Raw genomic sequence first — 22,915 nt, 5'->3', positions numbered from 1 at the left:
AGCGTAGCACGCGCCCCCGCGGCTGCCGCGCGCTAGACGCGGAAGCGGTTGACCAGCTGCTGCAGTTGCGCCGCCATCTCGGCAAGCTGGGTGGCGGCCTGGCGCACGTCGGAGCTGCCGTGCAGGGTGCCGGTGGCGGTCTGCGCGACGCGGTCGACGCCGTGGGCGATCTCGCCGGTGGCCGAGACGGTGTGGCCGAGGTTGCCGGCGATGTCGTTGGAGACGGCGTTCTGTTCCTCCACGGCGCCGGCGATGCTGGTCTGGATGTCGCTGATGCGGCGGATGATCTCGAAGATGCGGTCGATCGCCGCCACCGCGCCCTGGGTGTCGTCCTGGATGCCCGACACGCGCTGGCCGATCTCGTCGGTGGCCTGCGCGGTGCCCTTGGCGAGCTCCTTGACCTCGCCGGCGACCACCGCGAAGCCCTTGCCGGCCTCGCCGGCGCGCGCCGCCTCGATGGTGGCGTTGAGCGCGAGCAGGTTGGTCTGCTCGGCGATCGAGCTGATCAGCTTGACCACCTCGCCGATGCGCTGGCTGCTCTCGCCGAGGCGGCTGACCATCGCGGTGGCGTGCTCGGCGAGGCGCACGGCTTCCTCCGACACCGAGCTGGCCTCGGCGGTGGAGCGCGCGATCTCGCGGATGCTGGCGCTCATCTCCTCGGTGGCGGCGGCCACCGCCTCGACCCGCGCGTTGGCCTGGCCGGCGGACGCCGAGACCTGGCGGGCGTCGTCGGCGGTGTGGCCGGCGGCGGCGGTGAGCTGCGTGCTGACCGCGCCCATCTCCTCCGAGGCCGCGGCGAGGGTGCCGGCGGTGGCGCCGATCTCGCGCAGGCTGCCGCGCAGGTCCTCGAAGAAGCGGCCGAGGCCGCGCGCGATCTGGCCGATCGCATCGTCGCCGTCGACCGCGATGCTGCGCGTGAGGTCGCCGCGGCTGGCCGCCTCGACCACCTCGAGCAGCGTGTCGACCTTGTGCTGCAGTTCCTCGGCGCGGCGGCGCCCGGCCTCGGCCTCGGCGCGCTCGGCCTCCATCTGCGCGCGCTGCGCCGCGGCCTCGCGCCGCTCGCTCTCGGCGCGCGCGGCGGCGGCGGCCTGCACCTCGCGGTTGGCGTTCTCGATCGCGTCGAGCGAGCGCCGCTGCGCCCCGATGGCGAGGTTCAGGCGCTCGGCGACCTGGGTCAGCTCGTCGCGCCCGGCGACTTCCGCCTCGCGCGTCAGGTCGCCCTGTTCCACCGCTTCGAGCACGCCGGCCACCTGCGCCAGCGGCTGCGTGATCGAGCGCGTCACCGCCCAGGCGAGCGCCGCGCCGAGCGCGACCGACACCCCGGCGAGCGCCAGCAGGATGACCAGCGTGGTGTGGTAGTCGCTCGTCGCCGCGGCGTAGTCCTCGCGGTTGTTCACGTCCTGCAGGCGCATGTTCTCGCCGAGCGCGTCGCGCCACTCGTACAGCGCCGGCGTCAGGCGCTCGTTCAGCACCTCCAGCGAGCTGTCCATCTTGCCGAGCAGCGCGAGCTCGATCAGCCGGTCGGTGGGCGCGCGCGCCTTGGCGCGGGCGGCGTCGATGCGCAGGCGCAGCTGCGCACCCTGGCTGCCGGTCGGCATCTGCACCAGCGCCTGCCAGGCCTGGTCGTAGGCGGCGCGCTGGGCCTCGATGGATTCCTGGCGCTTGCGCACCTCGTCGACGTCGCCCTGGTAGGCGAGCTGGGTGGCGTGGCGGACTTCGACCTCCATGAGGTTGACGGCGTTACGCATGCTCCCGTTGAGCTGCATCTTCTTGACGTTGCCCTCGACGACGTGGCCGATGATGCCTTCCATCTTGTCGAGTTCGATCAGCGCGAAGCCGGTCATCAGGACCAGCAGGGCGAGGACGGCGGCGAAGCCGCAGGCGAGGCGAGTTCCGATTCGGGTCTGGCGCAACATGGGGAGGCGGGCTCGTGCTGGGCTGAAGGGAAGGCACGCCGCGGCATCCACCCCGGCGCAACGTCGCCAAGCTTAGCCCGCCCCCACCCTCCGGCCACCTTCCGGCCGCATGACGCGCCGGCACGGCCGCCGGCCCGCAAACGCAAAAGCCCCCGTGACGGGGGCTTGCGGGACGGCGGGTCGGCGCGTGCCGGTCACACGGTGCGCAGGTAGGAGTCGTACTCCAGCGGCGTCACCTGCTTGCCGAAGGCGGCGAGTTCCTGGCGGCGGCAGGCGGCGTAGAGCCTGACGTACGGCTCGCCGAGGTAGTCCTGCACGAAGGCCGAACGCTCGAACTCCTCCAGCGCCCAGTCGAGTGAGTTCGGCAGCGTCGAGGCATCCCCGCGCTCGTAGGCGCTGCCGCGCACCGGCTCGCCCGGGTCGAGGCGGTTGACGATGCCGTAGTGGGCGCCGGCGAGGATGCCGGCGAGCACCAGGTGCGGGTTGGCGTCGGCGCCGGCCACGCGGTGCTCGAAGCGCATCGCCTGGCGCTCGCCCGAGGGGATGCGCAGCGCCGTCGAGCGGTTGTCGTAGCCCCAGGTCGCGGTGGTCGGCGCGTGCGTGCCGGGCGCGAAGCGGCGGTAGGAGTTGGTGTTCGGCGCATACAGCGCCATCGTGTCGGCCATCGTCGCCTTCAGCCCGGCGACCGCGTGGCGCAGCAGCGCGCTGCCGTTGGGCGTGCCGTCGTCGAAGACGTTGCGCCCGTCGCGGTCGATCAGGCTCATGTGCACGTGCATGCCGTTGCCCGAGTACTGGCCGAAGGGCTTGGCCATGAAGGTCGCCGACATGCCGTGCGCCTGCGCCACGCCCTTGATCACGCGCTTGAGCAGCACCGCGTGGTCGGCGGCGAGGCTCGCGTCGGCCACGTGCTTGAGGTTGACCTCGAACTGGCTCGGCGCCTGCTCGGCGACGAAGGTGTCGATCGGCAGCTCCTGCTCCTTGCAGCCGCGGGTGATGCCGTCGAAGAAGTCCTCGAAGGCGTGCAGCTCCTCGATGCCGTAGACCTGGCTCGACCAGCTGCGGCCGCCGCCGAGCGGCGACACCGGCGGCTGCGGCGTGCCGTCGCCGGCGGTGTCGCGGTCGAGCAGGTAGAACTCCAGCTCGGTGGCGACCACCGGCGTCAGCCCCAGGGCCTCGAAGCGCGCCATGATCGCTTCGAGCACGTTGCTCGGGTCGCCGAAGAACGGCTGGCCGTCGGGCTCGTACATCGCCATCAGCGCCTGCGCGGTCGGCCGGTGCAGCCACGGCACCGGCTTCAGCGTGCCCGGCACCGGGATGCACAGCGCATCGCGGTCGCCGGTCTCGTAGACCAGGCCGCTGTCGTGGACGTCGTTGCCCCAGATGTCGATCGCGAACACCGAGCTCGGCAGGCGGATGCCGCCCTCGAAGGCGCGTTGCACCGCGCTGCGCGGCACCCACTTGCCGCGGATCACGCCGTTGGTGTCGGGGATCAGCAGCTCGAAGGTTTCGGTGTCGGGATGGGCTGCCAGAAAGGCCGCCGCTTCGGCGGACAGGACGGACGGCGACGGTGCGACGCTCATGGACGTTTCTCCTCGTGCTCTCGGCCCGTGCAGCGGGGGCTGCGGGCAGGTGCACCTCGGCTCGGGTGACCGTGCGCCTGCCGTTTGGCCGATCTATTGTGATCACAAAATAGCGAAGCTCGGCGAAGCTTGCAAGCCGGTGCTGAAGCGCCTTCTGCGCCACCGTCAGCCTTCATTGACATAACACACCTAAAAATAAGTGCGTTTACCCGGGCGACGGACACGCGGTCGCGTCACCGGCGGGTGTTGACACGTTCGATATAAAGTGATCACATTTAATTGTGATCACAAACCAGCGCGTGATCGCAGGTCCAAGACCGTCGCGCCACGACCGCGGCGGCACCCCGTAGACCCTCACCACCCGAGGAACACCATGCGCCGTCCCATCCGCTCAAGCCTCGCCCTGGCCCTCGTCGGGCTGCTCGGCACCGCCGTCGCCGGCGAGCAGGTCGTCAACGTCTACAACTGGTCGGACTACATCGACCCGCAGGTGCTGGAGGACTTCCAGAAGGAGACCGGGATCAAGGTCGTCTACGACGTCTACGACGGCAACGAGATCCTGGAGACCAAGCTGCTGGCCGGCTCCAGCGGCTACGACGTGGTGGTGCCCTCGGGCTACTTCCTGCGCCGCCAGATCGATGCCGGGGTGTTCGCCAGGCTCGATCGCAGCCGCCTGCCGAACTTTGCGGCGCTGTCGCCGCAGATCAACCAGGCGGTCACCCGCTACGACCCCGACAACGCGCACTCGGCGACCTACATGTGGGGCACCGTCGGCATCGGCTACAACGTCGACGCGGTGAAGAAGCGCCTGCCCGACGCGCCGCTCGATTCCTGGCAGCTCGCGCTCGACCCGGCGCGGCTCGCGGCACTGAAGGACTGCGGCGTGCACATGCTCGATGCGCCGGCCGAGATCATCCCGATCGTGCTGAACTACCTCGGCGAGAACCCGTCGAGCACCGATCCGAAGGTGATCGCCAAGGCCGAGGAGCACCTGAAGAAGCTGCGCCCCTACGTCAAGAAGTTCCACTCGCAGGAGTACCTGAACGGCCTCGCCAACGGCGACGTCTGCCTCGCCATCGGCTACTCCGGCGACATCCTGCAGGCGCGCAACCGCGCCAGGGAGGCCGGCAGGGGCGTCGACGTGGCCTACACGCTACCCAGGGAGGGCACGCTGATGTGGTTCGACCTGCTCGCGATCCCCGCCGACGCCCCGCACAAGGACGCCGCGCTGGCCTTCATCAACTTCATGCTGAAGCCCGAGACGGCGGCGAAGAACAGCAACTTCGTGCGCTATGCCACGGCCAACCAGGGCGCGCTGCCGCTGCTCGACCCGACGCTGCGCAACGACCCGGCGGTGTTCCCCACCCCCGAGGTGCAGGCGAAGCTGTTCGTGCCCGATGCCTATCCGCCGAAGACGCAGCAACTCGTCACCCGCACCTGGACCAAGGTCAAGAGCGCGCTCTGAGCCGCGTCGCCCCGCAGGAGAAACGTCCCATGTCCACCGCTGCCTCGTTAACCGCCGCGCGCAAGCCGGCGTGGACCCCGTGGGCCGATCCGGCCGCCCGGCCGTACGTGCGCCTGCAGAACATCGTCAAGCGCTACGGCGCGCACGCCGCGATCGACGAGTTGTCGCTCGACATCTTCCAGGGCGAGTTCTTCGCCCTGCTCGGCCCCTCGGGCTGCGGCAAGTCCACGCTGCTGCGCATGCTGGCGGGGTTCACCGAGCCGACCTCGGGACGCATCCTGCTCGACGGCGAGGACGTCGCCGCGGTGCCGCCCTACCGCCGGCCGGTGAACATGATGTTCCAGTCCTACGCGCTGTTCCCGCACATGACGGTCGAGGACAACATCGCCTTCGGCCTGAAGCAGGACGGCGTGGCGCGCGCCGAGATCCGCGCACGCGTCGACGAGGTCGTGCAGATGGTGCAGCTCGGCCCCTTCGTCAAGCGCAAGCCGCACCAGCTCTCCGGCGGGCAGTGCCAGCGCGTGGCGCTGGCGCGCAGCCTGGTCAAGCGGCCCAAGCTGCTGCTGCTCGACGAGCCGCTCGGCGCGCTCGACAAGAAGCTGCGCGAACAGACGCAGTTCGAGCTGATGGACATCCGCGCCAAGCTCGGCATGACCTTCGTGATCGTCACCCACGACCAGGCCGAGGCGATGACCATGGCCTCGCGCATCGCGGTGATGGACCACGGCCGCATCGTCCAGGTCGGCACGCCGGCCGAGCTCTACGAGTACCCGGAGACCCGCTACGTCGCCGGCTTCCTCGGCGACGTCAACCTGCTCGAAGGGCGCGTGGTCGACAACGCCGACGGCCTGGTGGCGGTGGAAAGCCCGCACGGCGGGCGCCTCGCGGTGCGCAGCCACGGCGAGGTGCTGCCCGGCAGCCAGGCCTGGGTGGCGGTGCGTCCGGAGAAGCTCAGCCTCAGCACCGCGAGCCCGGCGACCGACGTCGCCAACAGCGTCAGCGGCCGCGTCTGGGACATCGGCTACCTCGGCAACCTGTCGGTCTACCACGTGCGCCTCGACAGCGGGCAGACGCTGGTGTCGGTGCAGACCAACCAGACCCGCCTGATCGAACGCCCGATCGGCTGGGACGATCGCGTCTACCTGAGCTGGGACCCGCACGCCGCGGTCCTGCTCACGCACTGAGGGTCGCCGGCATGACTGCAAGCCCGCTCGCCGCACCGTCGCTCGTCGTCCCCGCCGCCACCGCTCCGGGAGCGGGTTCGCGCCTGCGCGCCTGGCTGCCGCGGGGGCGCAGCCTGGTGGTGGCCGCCCCGTTCCTGTGGCTGCTGGCCTTCTTCCTGGTGCCGTTCGCGATCGTCGCCAAGATCAGCGTCAGCGAGGTGGCGACCGCGATCCCGCCGTACGCGGCGCTGCTCGACTGGACCGAGGACGCCGTGCTGACGCTGAAGCTCGACTTCGCCAACTACCTCGCGCTGTTCACCGACGAGCTCTACTGGCGCTCCTACGTCGGCAGCGTGCGCATCGCCGCGGTGTCGACGCTGATCACGCTCGCGATCGCCTTCCCGATGGCCTATACGCGATGGCGAAGGCGCCGCGGCACTGGCGCAGCGCGCTGATGGCGCTGGTGATCCTGCCGTTCTGGACCTCGTTCCTGATCCGCGTCTACGCCTGGATCGGCATCCTCAAGCCCGAGGGCCTGCTCAACGCGCTGCTGATGGGCCTCGGCGTGATCGACACCCCGCTCGCGATCCTCAACACCGAGACCGCGGTGTACGTCGGCATCGTCTACTCGTACCTGCCGTTCATGATCCTGCCGATCTACTCGAGCCTGGAGAAGCTCGACCTGCGCCTGCTCGAAGCCGCCGCCGACCTCGGCTGCCACCCGGCCAAGGCGTTCTGGGTGATCACCGTGCCGCTGGCGCTGCCCGGCGTGATCGCCGGCGCCTTCCTGGTGTTCATCCCGGCGATCGGCGAGTTCGTGATCCCCGACCTGCTCGGCGGTTCCGACACGCTGATGATCGGCAAGACGCTGTGGGCGGAGTTCTTCGGCAACCGCGACTGGCCGCTCGCCGCCGCCGTCGCCGTGGTGCTGGTCGCGATCCTGGTGATCCCGATCATGCTGTTCCAGCGCTCGCAGAAAGACGCCCTGGTGCACTGAGGAGCCGCCGCCATGCTCACGCGCTTCAACGCCTTCAACGCCGTCTCGCTCGCCCTCGGCATCGCCTTCCTGCACCTGCCGATCGCGCTCTTGGTGGTGTTCAGCTTCAACGAGTCCAAGCTCGTCACCGTCTGGGGCGGCTTCTCGCTCAAGTGGTACGGCGCGCTGCTGCACAACGAGGCGCTGCTCGGCGCCGCCTGGGTGTCGCTGAAGGTCGCGGTCACCTCCTCGACCCTCGCCACGGTGCTCGGCACCCTCGCCGGGCTGGCGCTGGCGCGCTACCCGCGCTTCGCCGGGCGCGCGCTGTTCGCCGGCATGGTGTCGGCGCCGCTGGTGATGCCTGAGGTGATCACCGGGCTCGCGCTGCTGCTGACCTTCGTCGGCCTGTCGCTCGACCGCGGCTTCACCACCATCACGCTCGCCCACGTGACCTTCACGATGTGCTTCGTGACCATGGTGGTGAAGGCACGCCTCGCCGGCTTCGACCGCTCGGTCGAGGAGGCCGCGATGGACCTCGGCTGTTCGCCGTTCAAGACCTTCTTCGTCATCACGCTGCCGCTGATCGCGCCGGCGGTGGCCTCGGGCTGGCTGCTCGCCTTCACGCTGTCGCTCGACGACCTGGTGATCTCGAGCTTCACCACCGGCCCCGGCGCGACCACGCTGCCGATGCTGATCTACAGCCAGGCGCGCCTCGGCGTGAACCCGCAGATCAACGCCGTCTCGACGCTGCTGCTCGGCGTGATCTCGGCCGCGGTGCTGCTCGCGACCGTGCTCGAAACCCGCGCCAACCGCCGCCGCGAGCGCGAGACGGCCGCCGCCTGACGACCACACCCCCTACAACGACGACCGCGCGGCAGCGCCGCGCGCACCGGAGGATCGCCACCATGTCCGAACACGTGAAGTCCTGGTACGCCGCCACCGCCCGCGGCGCGCACCCGCGCCCCGCGCTCGAAGGCACGGTGGACTGCGATGTGTGCATCGTCGGCGCCGGCTTCAGCGGCCTGTCGAGCGCCCTGCACCTGATCGACGCGGGCTTCCGCGTGGTGGTGCTGGAAGCCGCGCGCATCGGCTTCGGCGCCACCGGGCGCAACGGCGGCCAGGTGGTCAACAGCTTCAGCCGCGACGTCGACGTGGTCGAGGCGCGCCACGGCAGTGCCGCGGCGCGCGCCATCGGCGGCATGATCTTCGAGGGCGGCGACATCATCCGCGGGCTGATCGCCCGCCACGGCATCGACTGCGACTACCGCCCGGGCGGCATCTTCGCCGCGCTCAACGCCCGCCAGATGCGCCACCTCGAAGCGCAGCAGGCGCGCTGGGAGGCGTTCGGCAACCGCGACCTGCAACTGCTCGACGCCCGCGCGATCCGCGCCCACGTCGCCTCGGAGCGCTACGTCGGCGGCCTGCTCGACCTGCGCGGCGGCCACCTGCACCCGCTCAACCTCGCGCTCGGCGAGGCGGCGGCGGTCGAGCGCCAGGGCGGCACGATCTACGAGCAGTCGCCGGTCGAGCGCATCGACTTCGGCCCGCGGCCGGTCGCCTACACCGCGCGCGGCGCGGTGCGCTCGCGCTACCTGGTGCTCGCCGGCAACGCCTACCTCGGCAACCTGGTGCCGCGGCTGGCGTCGCGCTCGATGCCCTGCGGCACCCAGGTGGTGGCCACCGAGCCGCTCGGCGAGGCCCGCGCCCGCGCGCTGCTGCCGCAGGACCACTGCGTCGAGGACTGCAACTTCATGCTCGACTACTTCCGTACCACCGCCGACCACCGCCTGCTGTTCGGCGGCGGCACGGTGTACGGCGCGCGCGATCCGCGCGACATCGAGGCGCTGATCCGGCCGAAGCTCGAGAAGGTCTTCCCGCAGCTCGCCGGCGTGCGCTTCGACCATGCCTGGACCGGCAACTTCCTGCTGACGCTGTCGCGCCTGCCGCAGTTCGGCAGCCTCGGCGAGCACGTGTTCTACATCCAGGGCTGCAGCGGCCACGGCGTGACGCTGACCCACCTCGCCGGGCGCCTGATCGCCGAGCGCCTCGGCGGCGACGGCACGCGCTTCGCGGCCTTCGCCGCGCTGCCGCACCTGCCGTTCCCGGGCGGGCGGCTGCTGCGCGTGCCGCTGACCGCGCTCGGCGCCACCTACTACACCCTGCGCGACCGGCTGGGGCTGTGAAGCCCGGCCGGCGGTGAACCGCCTGCCTGACGGTGCCCGGCGTCCCGTACGACGCCGCGATGGCTAGAGGAGCCTGACCATGACCGAGCCCAGCCACGGCGACAACGCCTTCACCGCGACGAGCCTGTACGGCCGCCAGCCCGAGATGACCTACGGCGGCGCGCTGAGCTTCCTGCGCCGGCGCTACACCAAGGACCTCGCCGGGACCGACGTGGTGGTGAGCGGCATCCCCTTCGACGCTGCCACCAGCTTCCGCCCCGGCGCGCGGCTGGGGCCGCAGGCGATCCGCGCCGCTTCGGTGCAGCACGCCGAGCTGTTCGCCTTCCCCTGGGGCTTCGACCCGTTCCAGCGCCTGGCGGTGATCGACTGGGGCGACTGCTTCGTCGACTACGGCTACCCGCAGCGCCTGGTCGAGACCGTCGAGGCGCACGCGCGGCACATCCTGGCGAGCGGCGCGACGATGCTGACCTTCGGTGGCGACCACTTCGTCACCTACCCGCTGCTGCGCGCGCACGCCGCGCTGCACGGGCCGCTCGCGCTGGTGCACTTCGACGCCCACCCCGACACCTGGCCCGACGACGGCGAGCGCCTCGACCACGGCACGATGTTCCGCCGCGCCGCCGAGCAGGGGCTGATCGATCCGCGCCGCTCGGTGCAGATCGGCATCCGCACCCACGCGCGCAACGACCTCGGCTTCACCGTGCTCGACGCCCCGTGGGTGCACGAGCACGGCCCGCGCGCGGTGGTCGAGGAGGTGCGCCGCGTGGTCGGCGATGCCAGGGCCTACCTGAGCTTCGACATCGACTGCCTCGACCCGGCCTTCGCCCCCGGCACCGGCACGCCGGTGCCGGGGGGGCTGTCGAGTGCGCAGGCGCTGGCGATCGTGCGCGGGCTCGGCGAGGTCAACTGGGTCGGCCTGGACCTGGTCGAGGTGTCACCGCCGTTCGACCACGCCGAGGTGACCGCGCTCGCCGCGGCGACGCTCGCGCACGACTTCCTCTGCCTGCTGGCGGCGCGGCGGCCGAAGCGCAGCGCCTGAGCGCGCCCGCTCAGGGGGCGGGGGGCAGCGGTTCGAGGCGGCGCAGCCGCAGCGCGATCGCCAGGCAGGCGAGCAGGCCGAGCGCGAGCACGCCGACCACCGCCCCCCAGCCGCCGACGCTCCACACCAGCCCCGAGGCGGTGCCGAGCACGCTCGACCCGGCGTAGTACGCGAACAGGTACAGCGCCGAGGCGAGCCCGCGCGCCTGGCGGGCGCGCCGCCCGACCCAGCCGCTCGCCACCGCGTGGCTGCCGAAGAAGCCGAAGGTGAACAGCGCCACCCCGAGCACCACCGCCGCGAGCTGCGACGACAGCGTCAGCAGCAGCCCGACCAGCATCAGCGTGGTGATCCACCACAGCACGCGGCGACGGCCGAGGCGGTCGGCGAGGCGCCCGGCCCAGGTCGAGGCCGCGCTGCCGACCAGGTAGAGCATGAAGATCATGCCGGTCGCGCCCGGCCCGAGGTTGAACGGCGGCGCGCCGAGGCGGTAGCCGAGGTAGTTGTAGAGGCTGACGAAGCAGCCCATCAGCAGGAACGCGGTCGCGAACAGCCACGGCAGGCCGGCGTCGGCGAGGTGGCCGCGCATGCCCTCGGCGAGCACGCGCGGGTGCAGCGAGCGCGGCCGGAAGCGCCGCGACAGCGGCAGGCTGCGCCAGAACGCGAACGCCAGCGCCAGCCCGATCGCCCCCACCGCGGCGAGCGCGACGCGCCACGAGAAGGCCTCGCCCACCCAGGCGGCGAACACGCGCCCGCTCATGCCGCCGAGCGCGCTGCCGGAGATGTACAGCCCCATCGCGTAGCCCAGGCCCTCGGGCTCGATCTCCTCGCTGAGATAGGCCATCGCCACCGCCGGCAGCCCGGCGAGCGCCACGCCTTCGAGCGCGCGCAGCAGCACCAGGTGGGCGAAGTCGGCCGCAGCGGCGCTGAGGAGCGCGAGCAGCGCGGCGAGCGTCAGCGCGCTGACCATCACCGGGCGGCGGCCGTAGCGGTCCGACAGCACGCTGGCGGCGATCAGCGTCAGCGACAGCGCCCCGGTGGCGGCCGACAGCGCCAGGCTCGCCGCCGCCGGCGACAGCCGGTAGGTCTGCGACAGCAGCGGCATCAGCGGCTGCACGCAGTAGAGCAGCGCGAAGGTGGCGAAGCCGCCGAGGAACAGCGCCGTGCGCACGCGCCGGAAGGCGGGCGTGCCGAGGGCGATCGCAGCGGTATCGGGGGGGATCGCGGTCATGGGCGGCATCGCGACGGTGAAGGATGCCGCAGCGTAGGCGCGCCCCGCGGCGCGGTCCAATGCGCGGCACGGGACCGGGGTTTTCATGCGTTGCAGCGATAAGGATTTGAGCAAATACGCATGGCTGGATATAAATGCCGCAGCCAAACGAGGTCCACGCCGTGAAACTCCAGCAACTGCGCTACCTGACCGCGATCGCCAAGAACAACCTCAACATCTCCGCCGCCGCCGAGAGCCTGTACACCTCGCAGCCCGGCGTGAGCAAGCAGATCCGCCTGCTCGAGGACGAACTCGGGGTCGAGGTGTTCAACCGCAACGGCAAGCACCTGACCCACATCACCCCGGTGGGCGAGCGCATCATCGCGCGCGCCGAGGCGATCCTGCGCGAGGTGCGCAACATCCAGGTGATCGCCGAGGAGTTCCGCGACAACTCCCGCGGCACGCTCAGCATCGCCACCACCCACACCCAGGCGCGCTACGCGCTGCCGCCGGTGATCCGGGTGTTCCGCGAGCGCTACCCGCAGGTGCTGCTGCAGCTGCACCAGGGCTCGCCGACGCAGATCGCCGAGATGGCGGCCTCCGGCAAGGTCGACTTCGCGATCGCCACCGAGGCCATCGGCGAGTGCCACGACCTGGTGATGATGCCCTGCTACCTGTGGAACCGCTGCGCGCTGGTGCCGCAGGGCCACCCGCTGACCGCGCTGCCGCGGCTCACCATCGAGGACATCGCGCGCCACCCGCTGGTGACCTACGTGTTCGGCTTCACCGGCCGTTCACAGCTCGACGATGCCTTCCGCGCCGCCCACCTGCACCCGCAGGTGGCCTTCACCGCGACCGACGCCGACGTGATCAAGACCTACGTGCGCCTCGGCCTCGGCGTCGGCATCATCGCCCGCATGGCCTACGACGCCGAGGCCGACAAGGACCTGGTGGCGATCGACGCGGCGCACCTGTTCGCCCCCAGCACCACCAAGATCGGCTTCCTGCGCGGCAGCTTCCTGCGCCGTTTCCAGTACGATTTCATCCAGCTGTTCGCCCCGCACCTGACGCCGCAGGTGGTGCAGGCGGCCGAGGCGACCGATTCGCAGGAGGCGCTCGACGCGCTGTTCGGCGCCTGCGAACTGCCGCAGTACTGAGCCGCCCCGACGAGACCCGCGATGCTCCACATCGAAGCCCTCCCCGCCTTCACCGACAACTACATCTGGCTGCTGACGCGCGACGGCGGCAGCGCCGCCGCGGTGGTCGACCCCGGCGACCCGGACGTCGTGCTCGCCGCGCTCGCCGTGCGCGGGCTCACGCTCGACACCGTGCTGATCACCCACCACCACCGCGACCACACCGGCGGCATCGCCAGGCTCAAGGCGGCGTTCCCGCAGGCGGCGGTGCCCGGCCCGGCCGGCGAGCGCATCGCCGGGCTGACCCGGCGGCTCGTCGAGGGCGACCAGGTCGAGGTGCTCGGCGCGCGCTTTCGCGTGCTCGACGTGCCGGGGCACACCGCGGGCCACATCGCCTACGTCGGCGCGGCGCCGGACGCCGCCGGCGTGCTGTTCTGCGGCGACACGCTGTTCGCCGGCGGCTGCGGGCGCCTGTTCGAGGGCACGCCCGAGCAGATGACGGCCTCGCTCGCCAAGCTCGCCGCGCTGCCCGGCGACACCCGCGTGTACTGCGCGCACGAGTACACGCTGGCGAACCTCGGCTTCGCCGCCTGGGTCGAGCCCGACAGCCCGGCGCTGCTCGCACGCGTGGCCGATGACGCCGCGCGGCGCCGGCGCGACGAACCCACGGTGCCGAGCACGCTCGCGCTCGAACGCGCCACCAACCCCTTCCTGCGCGTGCGCGAGCCGGCGGTGATCGCCGCCGCCGAACGCTTCACCGGCCAGCGCCTCGCAACCGACAGCGAGGTGTTCTGGGCCGTGCGCCACTGGAAGGACACCGAGTACGACTAACGCCGCACTGCAGTCGGTGGAAAAGAGATCGCTTGCCGCTAGCCCACCATCCGATCGAATTCTGCGCTTCGCTGGTGTTCATCCGATGTCTTCACGGCGTCCCGAATACTTTCCGGATGAGTCTCGGTTTTGATCCTTGATTGTCTTACTTCACCAACTCCATCAGCTTGCCGAAGCTGTCCACCACGTCGTACTTGACGTTCTCCAGGGCGAAGCGGCGGTTCATCTCATCGAAAAACTTGCGGGCGCATTTGATCTTGGTTTTCTCGATCTCGCGCAGATCCATCGAGGACATCGATCCCTTGGTTTCCGCGACGAAGTAGATGTGCTTCACCGAGCCTTCCTTGAACGAGATGGCCCAATCGGGGTTGTAGTCACCAACCGGGGTCGGGATCAGGAAACCGCGCGGCAGCTTGGCGTACACGACGACTTCAGCGCTGGACTCCAACGCCTCGGCAAAGTCGCGCTCCGGCTTCGACCCGGAATCCGGCAGCACGAAGTCGTAGATGTGGTGCTTGGGCGTCTTGACCGCGTTGCTGAAGTCCTGCTTGGTCTGTCCGGCGGTAAAGATGTCGAGGTCGAACTTGTCCTCGACCGGATCGTAGGCCAGGTGCTCGATGATGACGGTGGCCTTCTGCTCGTTGATCAGGCGTATCGCCTCGGCAATAAAGCTCTCCGGGTTGGTCTTGAACTGCGCGAATACAGCGGCGCTGAGCCCCTTGAGGATATCTGTCACCGTGCGTCGCGTCAGTTGGGTGCCTTCGGCAAGCTTACCGATCAGGTCGTACTTGACCGCTGAATGGATTGAGGCGCGGTTAGTTTCCGTCTCCGTGGCCTTCAACTCGAACGCATTGCCGCCCTTGATTCCGTCGTAGGTCACGTCGGCTGCCTGTTCGCCGTGCTGGATGGTGTACTGCAACGGGGTCACACGAAGCCCGGCATCTTTGTCGTTGAGAGTCTTGACCGCTTTCTGCACCAGTTCGTCGGAGTCGAAGTCGACGCTGTATGCCGCCTTGCGATTGATCCGATTCCAGAGCTCCTTGAACTCCTGCTTCTCGAAGTTGGCGTTGAGCGGGTTCTTCTTGGGCTTGCGGTCGTCGCCAATTTCGGGCAACTGGCTCTCGCTGAAAACGCTGTCGATGAGCTTGAAGACCTGCTCGGCGTGCGGTGCCAATTCGGGGGGCAACGCAGCCAGCACGCCGTCTTTCTTGGCTTCGTGGTAAGCGCTGGTGATGCGATCAGCGTCATCGGTGTAGTCGTGCTTGAGCAGGTACTTGTAAATCTGCTTGGCGAGCTGCGGAGTGACCTCGACATCGCCAGACTCCGTCTTCAGCACCTTGCCGGTGAAGTAGGCCTCGTCCGCTACGCGCGGGCGCGCCGACAGCGACTCGCTGATGTCCTTCTGTAGCGCCGCGACAAAGTCCTTGTAGCTTTCGCTGGCCACCACAGTCAGCACGTTCACATCGTGTACCGTGGCCGGGTGATCCATCCTGTCACCGCTTTGGTTGACGGACAGCCGCAAGCCACGTCCCACCTCCTGACGGCGGGATATCGTGTTGTCACTGTGCTTGAGAGCGCAGATCACGAACACGTTCGGGTTGTCCCAGCCCTCACGCAGGGCCGAGTGGGAGAAGATGAAGCGCACCGGCTCGGCGAACGACAGCAGCCGCTCCTTGTCCTTCAGGATCAGGTCGTAGGCGTCCACGTCGTCGGAGAGCCCCGCGTTCTCGCCACGCGCCGCGACCGTGGGGTCGGCCAGCCGTTTGCTCTTCTTGTCGATGGAGAAATAGCCGCTGTGAGTCTTTTCGGCAGAAATGCCTTTTAGGTACTTGATGTACGGCGTCTCATCCAGATCCAGCACCTCGTTGAGGTAGAGCTGGTACTCCTCCTCGAAGATGCGGGCGTACTCGCCTTTCTCGTCCGGTGCGTCGTAGTCGCGGTACTTAACCACTTCGTCGATGAAGTAGAGCGTGAGCACCTTCACGCCCTGTTGGAACAGCGCCTGTTCCTTGTCGAAGTGCGCCTTGATGGCCTCGCGGATCTGGATACGGCGCAGCGCGGCTTCAGTGACATCACCGGTCGCATCCCCAACGGTCAGCTCAACGCCATTGGTGAAGCTCAGGGTGTCGGAGTTGGCGTTGATATCGGCCACGACAAAGCCATCCCGATACTGATCGAGCCCGCTCGACAGATCGAACAGGTTGTCGCCTTTGGAGAGCTTCCTCACCACCCGCTTGATGTTTCCGCCCGCCAGTTTCTGCTCGAACTCCACACGCGCCTCGGGCGGCTTCTTGCTCGAGATCTCGATGGACTGCAGGTACAGATAGCCCGCCGTGCCCGCCAGCCCTTTCACCGCGATGCCGCGCACGGCAATTTTTTTCACCAGCTTCTGGTTGTAGGCGTCCAGCGCATCGAGACGGTGGATCTTGTTGTGAGTGGTCTTGTGGGTGGCCGAGTAGCGCAACACCATGAGCGCCTTGAACTCCTCAAGCGACTTCAGCGTCGCCGCGCCTTCCATCTTTTGCGGCTCATCCAGGATCAGGATGGGGCGGTTGGCGCTGATCACGTCGATGGGCTTGCGCGACTGGAAGTCGTCCAGCACGTCATAAATGCGGCGGTTTTCAGCACCTCGCGCGGCAAACGCCTGCACGTTGATCACCATCACGTTGATGCCCGCGTCAGACGAGAAGCTCTCCAGATGGTGCAGCTGCTTGGAGTTGTAGATGAAGGAGCGCGCCTTCTTGTGGTAGGTCTCTAAGAAGTGCTCGGCAGTGATTTCCAGCGACTTGGCCACGCCTTCACGGATGGCGATGCTGGGTACCACGATGATGAACTTGCTCCAGCCGTACTGCTTGTTCAGCTGAAAGATGGTCTTGATGTAACAGTAGGTCTTACCGGTGCCAGTTTCCATCTCGATGTCGAGATTGACCTTGGCCACTTTAGTTTTGACTAGTGCGTCCGACACCGGCAGGTTCTGGCCGTGTTGCACGGCTCGGATGTTGTCGAGCAGCGCTGTTTCCGACAACGTGAAGTCGGCGTTGCGGAACGCTGCTTCCTTTTCCGCTGCGGCTTCAGGCGAAGCGGCCTCGAGCGCGAGCGCCGCTTGCGGGCTCGCTGGGGCTGCTTTCTGGCTGCCGGGATCGAGCCGATAGCGAACGCCTCCGTGATGCGGAACCTGCCCCTTGAAGCAGTCTACTATCGCTTGCACCGCCGCAGTCTGGTACGCCTGCGTCTTGAATTTCAGCTTCATCGCAGCCTCCTCAGATGCACTTCACTTCTGTGGCAGGCGACAAGAGCTTGAAGATCTGCTCCACGTTGATCTTGACGGCGCTGTCCTTGAAGCCCGCATCGCGGAACACCACGCGCAGCGGCTGGCGCTTGGCGAGTTCCTTCACGAAGGTTTCGTCGTTGCCGCCGTGCGCGTCAAAGCTGGCGGCCAGTGCGTTGCCATCGACAAAGAATACCTCCTTGCCCTGAATGCTTTCCCTGGCAACCGGCAGCGCCAAGTCAACACCCCAGTCCAGCATCACCTGGAACAGCAAGTCTTCCGCCGTGCGGTCAGGCTTGATGTTGTCGACGAATAAGTCAAGATGGGCCTTGTCCAGAGCATCGGGAGCGTAATAAATGTCGGCTATGTTAGAGGTGTCGATCTTCAATACGCGGAAGCCGGTGTCTACCTGCGGGTTACTCTGACTGATTTTCTTGCTGGCGCGCCGAATGCGCTCCTTGCTTACTTCTGCAATGGTCTTGTATCCCGCATTGGCCGCTTCTGAGTCCCCGGGACAAGGTTCGGGTAGCTGCACCATCACGAAACGACGCCTGCCGCCGTCTTCGGCGTTCTTCTTCATTACGGCATGGGCCGTAGATGAGGCGCCTGCGAAAAAGTCGACCACGATTGCGTCAGGCGATGATCCAAGCTCGAGAATGTGCTCAAGCAAACCAATAGGCTTCGGATTCTCGAACAACGTTGAGTTGTTGAAGATTTCCCCCATCTCATTCGAGCCGGAAGTGTTGAAGGGCGCGAAGTCCCAAAGAGAGGTCCAGGTGGCCCCCTCCTTTACCTCTGAAAGGAACCGCTTAAGCTTAGGTGATTGCTTGCCGTCCTTGCCGAAATAGATCGAGTCTTCTGCAATGAGGCGCTCGACCTTCTCTCGATTGAAGCGCCAGTTGCCGTTGTTAGGTGGGTAAAAGTGTTCACCAGTGTTTGGATTGACGATCGGATAGTAGAGGGAGGCTGAATAGCGGCCTCCCTTGACGTTGCCGGTGAGATCGCCGGCAACCCAAGGGCCTTTTGGATGATTGTCAGGATTCTTGTATCGATCAATTTGATCTTGCGTTCGCGGGCGCAGATTGATGCCTGAAACATTACTTTTCACATACAGGAGAATGTAATCGTGCTGAGCACCAATAACCTTGTCATTTGGTGGCGTGTTGCGCTTCTTCCAGATGATCTGTGCAGCGAATTGTTCTTCGCCAAATATTTCATCGCAGATTTTTCGAAGGTTTGATACTTCGCCGTCGTCGATGGACGCGAGAAAGACGCCATCATCTGCAAGTAAAGCTTTTGCTAAGCGCACCCGGGCATACATCATCGATAGCCAATCTGAATGAAACCGCCCGTTCGATTCTGGGTTAGCAACGAGCCTCTCTCCTGCGGGGCTAGTTTGAAGCGATTTGATTAGAAACGACTCCGCGTTTTCTGCAAAGTCATCGTCGTAAACGAAATCACGTCCCGTGTTGTAAGGCGGGTCGATGTAGATCATCTTGACCTTGCCCAGATAGGTCTCCTGCAACAGCTTCAGCGCGTCGAGGTTGTCGCCTTCGATGAAAAGGTTCTTGGTGGTATCGAAGTCCACACTCTCATCGCGGCAGGGCCGAAGTGTTTTGGCGATGGGCGCGTTGGCCGCGAGGAGCGCCTCGCGCTTTCCTGGCCAGTTCAGGTGATAGCGTTCCTGCGGCCCTTCGACAATCGAATCGGCCAGTTCCTGCCGCAACTGATCAAAATCCACTGCCAGCTTCACGCTACCGTCCTCGCCTTTGGCTTCGGTCACGCAGCCCGGAAACAGCTCGCGAATGCGCGCGATGTTGTCCTGCGTGAGATTGGGCGAGTGCATTTTCAGTTTGTCCATGTTCATTCCTCTGGTCGCCGTGCTTCCGATATCGGGGTTCAGCGACTCAATTGTTCAAGTTCAGATTTCAGTTGCCGCAAGGTCGCGTTGACCTCCACCTTGCGGTTGAATTGCTTTTCCTTAGCCAGCTTCGCCTGGGTTTTCTCGACTTCGCGGCGCTTGCTAGCCGCCAGTTCGACACGCGCAATCCAGTCGGGCAAGGTCTCCTGCGGGCGCGCCGGCAGCGGCATCAAGCCTTGCAGCAAGGCGGCGTACAAGTGGGCCATATCGAGGGCCAGTGGCATGGCCGTGCGAGCGGTGGCTGCAGGCATCCAGGTGGTGGCGAAGTAGCCGGAGAGCACCCAGCGACTGGCGTCAGCTTCGCTCGGGCGCTTGTATGCCGCCACCACCTGCGTCTTTGCCTGATCGCCCTGGCCTTGGTTCAGTTCAAACAGGATCGGGAACTGCACCGCGCCATCAATGCAGCGGAGCACGTCCTCGTGCAGCTCGGTGGACTTGAGCTGGATGCTGAAAATCTGGATCTCCGGCACCCCGGGCCGCGCGGGCAGGTTGATCGTCTCCGGGGCGAGCTTGTACTGCCAGACGATCTGCTCCACCTGTTCGACGAACAGATCCTTCAGCCGGGTGTTGGCCCCGCTGTGCTCGTAGATCTTGTTCTTGGGCAAAACGCGCCCGAAGGCTGCCTGCTTGGGGTAGGCAATCAGCGCAGCTTGTCGTTGTGTGGTCGCGCCTTGGCTCATCCAGCCTCCTGAATCACGAGGAAACTGATGAGTTCGAAGTCATTCAGGCCGGAGATGGTGTTGGTCAGCGCCGTGGTCTTGCCACCACTGAACAGGCTGTCCAGATCCTTCTCTTCTTTCACCTCGATCATCGAGCGAATAGCTTTACCCAGTAAGTCTGAGTACACCTGCATCTTTCGTCCTTCGGCCGTTTCCTGATTGAAGAGCTGGCATGCCTGCGGGATGGGCTTGTCCTGGCCCTTGCAGCAGGTGCGCGCCAAGTCCAACAGGCGCTTGACCTCAGTGTGGTCGTGCACCACGTCTCCAGCCCGGTTGATGTAAACGAGGTAGTAAGGGTGGAGCCGGTTGTGCTGGTTGACATTCACGCTTGCATTGCGGTTGCACAGCGTGAAGATGACGCCCGGATGCAGGCCCATGGTGGGCTTGGCGGAAACAACGGCATGCATGCCGTTGGGTACGTTGCGGAGTTCGCCGTGCTCCTTGACGTAGTTGAGCAGATCCATGCGGAAGTCATTGAGACCGAGGTCGGTGATCGACACTCCGGTTTTCAGGTCTTCCAGCTCAATGACTTCTTCTTGCAGGCGGCGCAGTTGTTCCTTGCGGTACGACACGTCGTTGGCCTGGGCAGACAGCACGTTGTCATCCCCTGTGGCCGTCACGTCCGCAATCATCATGCGGCTTTCAACCCGGCCTTTGAGGTTGATGTACTCGTCGAGGGTGATGTCGGGCCAGTAATTTACCAACTGGATGCTGCTGTTCGGTGACCCGATCCGGTCCACTCGGCCAAACCGCTGAATGATGCGAACCGGGTTCCAGTGAATGTCGTAGTTGATGAGGTAGTCGCAGTCCTGAAGGTTCTGACCTTCAGAGATACAGTCCGTACCAATCAGCAGGTCCACCTCGGCCGGCTCTGTGGGCAACACTACGGCCTTTTCTTTGGAGCGTGGAGAGAACAGCGTCAGCAACTCCTGAAAGTCGTAGCTCTTCTTCAGGGTGGACTTCGGCGCTCCCTTGCCGGTCACTTTGGCGGTGTGCAGCCCATGGGCGTCTTGCAGCATCGGGGCGAGGTTGGCGTAGAGGTAGTCGGCGGTGTCAGCGAATGCCGTGAAGATCAACACCTTCTTGTTGCCGGGATTGATCGGGTTGGCGATCTTGTTCAGCAGGTGCGCTTTGAGGTGCTGAAGCTTGGCATCGTCTTCAGGTGTGATCTTGTTCATCGATGCGAGCAGTGCGTCGATGATTTCCAGATCCACCTTCAGATCGCGCTCCCATGAGGGCAAATCCATGTCGCCGAGGCTGATCTTGATTTTGCCGCCGATTTCAGCATCGCCGATGACTGGTAGATCGTCGTCTTCCGCGTCCAAGTCTTCCAACTGATCGGTCATGTCAGTAACGCTGGCAGCGCTACCAGTCTGATTGAATGCAGCAATCTTGGCTAGGGTGTCCAAGTGGTTGGCGCGCAAAGATCGCAGGGTCAAGCGGAAGGACTCAATCGAGCTTTCCAGCCGCTTGAGCAGATTGGTTGTCATCAGTGCCTGCAGGCTCTTCTCGCGGTCAGCTTGCCTAAGTTTGCCTTTGCCTGTCACCTGCGTGTCATACATGTCCTCGTATTTCTTAAGTCGGCTGGGCAGGATGTAACTGATGGGGGCATAGACAGCGAGATTGAGCAAGGAGAGTTGCTCGAAAATTTCGTTCAAACTCATCACATCTGTTAGCTGCGTCAGTGGGCAGTGAAACGAAAGCGGTTTGTGGCGCTCGGGAAATTTCCCAATATCTTTTGTGTCATAAAAAGTGTGTATGTGCTTGCGCGAGCGCGCGATGGTGACGCTATCTAGCAGTTCAAAGAAGTCGAAGTCCAACATATCCAGTATGGCGCGCGCCGTACGCTTTTCCGATGGATGCTTTGACCATGCATTAAAAGCAGCCTGGGCACCCCGGAAAATTTCCTCCACGGTCTTGCTGGTACGCAGCTTCTTGCTGAGATTTTCGGAGTTTCCCTCATAGGCCAGAGCCAGCTGATTACGGAGATCATTAAAGCGGTTATTAACCGGGGTAGCCGAGAGCATCAGCACTTTGGTCTTGACGCCTTCCCTGATGATCTTGTTCATAAGCTTCTGGTATCGGGTCTCCTTGTCTTTGTAGGCGTCGTTGTTACGAAAGTTGTGCGACTCATCGATGACGACGAGGTCGTAGTTGCCCCAGTTGATACGGTTGAGCGGTGTACCGAACGATTCGCCGCTGGTACGACTGAGGTCGGTATGGCAAAGCACATCATAGTTGAACCGGTCGCGGGCGAAGATGTTGGTCTTGAGGTTGCGGTTGTAGTTGAGCCAGTTGTCCGCCAGTTTCTTGGGGCACAGCACCAGTACCGAGCGGTTGCGCAATTCATAATATTTCACTACAGCCAAAGCCGTAAAAGTTTTGCCCAACCCGACGCTGTCTGCCAGGATGCAACCGCTGTAGGTCTCAAGTTTGTTAATGATGCCGATGGCCGCATCCTTCTGGTAATTGAAGAGTTTTTTCCAGATTAGTGTGTCTTGATATCCTGTGCGGTCATTGGGCAGAACATCTTCGTCGACATCGTCCAGGAACTCCAGGAAGATGTTGTAGAGCATCAGAATGTAGATGCTTTCAGGTGAGTTCTCTTGATACACCGACGCAATGTGGTCGCAGATTTGGGCAGTGACATCCTCCAGCTTTTCGGGGTCACTCCAAATCTGATCGAAAAGACCGAGGTATGTCGCCGCGAAGATTGGTTCGTTTATCTTGCCGACGATATTAGAAACCGCATCACCTTGTTGATAGCCGAGATCGACGGCAGTGAAGCCGTGCAATGGCATGTAGGCGGTATCTGCACCCTCGGACTGCACGCAGGCGAACTGCTGCATCGGTGCTTTATTGCGGTTGGATTTGAATGTTGCTTTCCTTCGCATCCAGTCTGCGCACTCTTTTGCGATGGCCCGCTGAGTCAGTTTGTTGCGGAGTTGAATCTCGAATTCACTCCCGTATAGGCTGCGCTCCCGATCCAGTTTTGGAATGTGGAACTCTTTGCGCTCCTTGCGAATTTTGTCAGTAACCTCGTTGGCGATAAAGGTTGGTGAGGTGAAAATGAAATTCAACTCGCCGATTTTTTCCAGTTCGGAGCGGAGCGCTTCGAACGCATACATCGAAAAGCATGAGGCCGCAATTTTCAGCCGAGCATCTGGCTTTAGCGTTTGTTTGAGGTCGTCGCCGAACAAGCGATTGATGTTGTCGATGAGTTCCATCAAGAGTCTGCCTTTAGTGTTTAAATTTGAGGTGTATTTACACCGCTAATCGGTCTGAGTTTCAAACCGAGTGTGGATTGATTGTTTTGAGCTTTAGTGGTGGAACAACTGGATCGTGCATGAGCGCGAAGTTCATTCATAGAGAAAACCCCAGACCTGACGCCGGAGGTTGCACCCGCGTTGATGAGGTGTGATGAGCACCGCGCGTGCCCTCGGGCTTGGTTTTGTTTGAACTTCTCCGAGTGTGGCGGACGGGACTTGAACATCGCAGGTTCCTTTTTGGC

At 65.1% G+C, this 22,915-nt stretch carries 14 protein-coding genes and 1 pseudogene; 8 read left to right on the top strand and 7 right to left on the bottom strand.

Annotated elements, in window-relative coordinates; translation table 11 throughout:
* Positions 1–32 precede the first annotated feature (32 nt).
* Positions 33–1,916, bottom strand: a complete 1,884-nt coding sequence (locus tag EV699_RS05930; protein WP_132539992.1) for a methyl-accepting chemotaxis protein — start codon at positions 1,914–1,916, stop codon at positions 33–35.
* Between the two features lie 194 nt (positions 1,917–2,110).
* Entirely contained in the window at positions 2,111–3,496 is a 1,386-nt protein-coding gene (locus EV699_RS05925; RefSeq protein WP_132539989.1) for a glutamine synthetase family protein, read from the bottom strand.
* 373 nt (positions 3,497–3,869) lie between these two features.
* Here EV699_RS05925 and EV699_RS05920 point away from each other — a divergent pair, with 373 nt between their 5' ends.
* The 6 genes and pseudogenes from EV699_RS05920 to speB all read left to right on the top strand — a co-directional run bounded on the left by EV699_RS05920 (position 3,870) and on the right by speB (position 10,322).
* Positions 3,870–4,961 (top strand): polyamine ABC transporter substrate-binding protein, encoded by a 1,092-nt coding sequence (locus EV699_RS05920; protein ID WP_132539986.1) that lies wholly within the window; start codon positions 3,870–3,872, stop codon positions 4,959–4,961.
* A 29-nt stretch (positions 4,962–4,990) separates the two neighbouring features.
* On the top strand, positions 4,991–6,145 hold the full coding sequence (locus tag EV699_RS05915; RefSeq protein WP_132539983.1) for an ABC transporter ATP-binding protein: 1,155 nt from the start codon (positions 4,991–4,993) through the stop codon (positions 6,143–6,145).
* 11 nt (positions 6,146–6,156) lie between these two features.
* Positions 6,157–7,121, top strand: a pseudogene (locus EV699_RS05910) (ABC transporter permease subunit).
* 12 nt (positions 7,122–7,133) lie between these two features.
* Positions 7,134–7,943 (top strand): ABC transporter permease subunit, encoded by an 810-nt coding sequence (locus tag EV699_RS05905; protein WP_132539980.1) that lies wholly within the window; start codon positions 7,134–7,136, stop codon positions 7,941–7,943.
* A gap of 62 nt (positions 7,944–8,005) precedes the next feature.
* Positions 8,006–9,283 carry an NAD(P)/FAD-dependent oxidoreductase gene (locus EV699_RS05900; protein WP_132539977.1) on the top strand — a complete coding sequence of 426 codons (1,278 nt, stop codon included), beginning with the start codon at positions 8,006–8,008 and terminating at the stop codon, positions 9,281–9,283.
* A gap of 79 nt (positions 9,284–9,362) precedes the next feature.
* Positions 9,363–10,322: an agmatinase gene (speB, locus tag EV699_RS05895; protein ID WP_132539974.1), complete on the top strand. Its 960-nt coding sequence runs from the start codon at positions 9,363–9,365 to the stop codon at positions 10,320–10,322.
* 10 nt (positions 10,323–10,332) lie between these two features.
* On the opposite strand, the gene EV699_RS05890 is transcribed toward speB, so the two are convergent.
* A complete protein-coding gene (locus tag EV699_RS05890; RefSeq protein WP_243662576.1) occupies positions 10,333–11,550 on the bottom strand; it encodes an MFS transporter in 1,218 nt (405 codons plus the stop codon).
* Between the two features lie 161 nt (positions 11,551–11,711).
* Here EV699_RS05890 and cysB point away from each other — a divergent pair, with 161 nt between their 5' ends.
* Positions 11,712–12,686 carry an HTH-type transcriptional regulator CysB gene (gene cysB, locus EV699_RS05885; protein ID WP_132539968.1) on the top strand — a complete coding sequence of 325 codons (975 nt, stop codon included), beginning with the start codon at positions 11,712–11,714 and terminating at the stop codon, positions 12,684–12,686.
* 21 nt (positions 12,687–12,707) lie between these two features.
* Positions 12,708–13,496: a hydroxyacylglutathione hydrolase gene (gene gloB / locus EV699_RS05880; protein ID WP_132539965.1), complete on the top strand. Its 789-nt coding sequence runs from the start codon at positions 12,708–12,710 to the stop codon at positions 13,494–13,496.
* Positions 13,497–13,641: 145 nt separating this feature from the next.
* Here gloB and EV699_RS05875 read toward each other — a convergent pair whose 3' ends face one another.
* The 4 genes from EV699_RS05875 to EV699_RS05860 are packed head-to-tail and all read right to left on the bottom strand — an operon-like array spanning position 13,642 to position 22,631.
* A complete protein-coding gene (locus EV699_RS05875; RefSeq protein ID WP_132539962.1) occupies positions 13,642–16,746 on the bottom strand; it encodes a type III restriction-modification system endonuclease in 3,105 nt (1,034 codons plus the stop codon).
* 10 nt (positions 16,747–16,756) lie between these two features.
* Positions 16,757–18,625: a site-specific DNA-methyltransferase gene (locus EV699_RS05870; RefSeq protein WP_132539959.1), complete on the bottom strand. Its 1,869-nt coding sequence runs from the start codon at positions 18,623–18,625 to the stop codon at positions 16,757–16,759.
* A 38-nt stretch (positions 18,626–18,663) separates the two neighbouring features.
* Entirely contained in the window at positions 18,664–19,365 is a 702-nt protein-coding gene (locus tag EV699_RS05865) for a DUF4391 domain-containing protein (protein ID WP_132539956.1), read from the bottom strand.
* Complete coding sequence (locus EV699_RS05860) at positions 19,362–22,631, bottom strand: helicase-related protein (protein ID WP_132539953.1); 3,270 nt, start codon at positions 22,629–22,631, stop codon at positions 19,362–19,364. The genes EV699_RS05865 and EV699_RS05860 overlap by 4 nt, the downstream gene beginning before the upstream one ends.
* Positions 22,632–22,915 lie beyond the last annotated feature (284 nt).

The organism is Plasticicumulans lactativorans, from assembly GCF_004341245.1.
Taxonomy (GTDB): Bacteria; Pseudomonadota; Gammaproteobacteria; order Competibacterales; family Competibacteraceae; genus Plasticicumulans_A; species Plasticicumulans_A lactativorans.
Note: the sequence above shows the minus strand (reverse complement) of the source record. Positions and strands in the feature narration are given on the sequence as shown.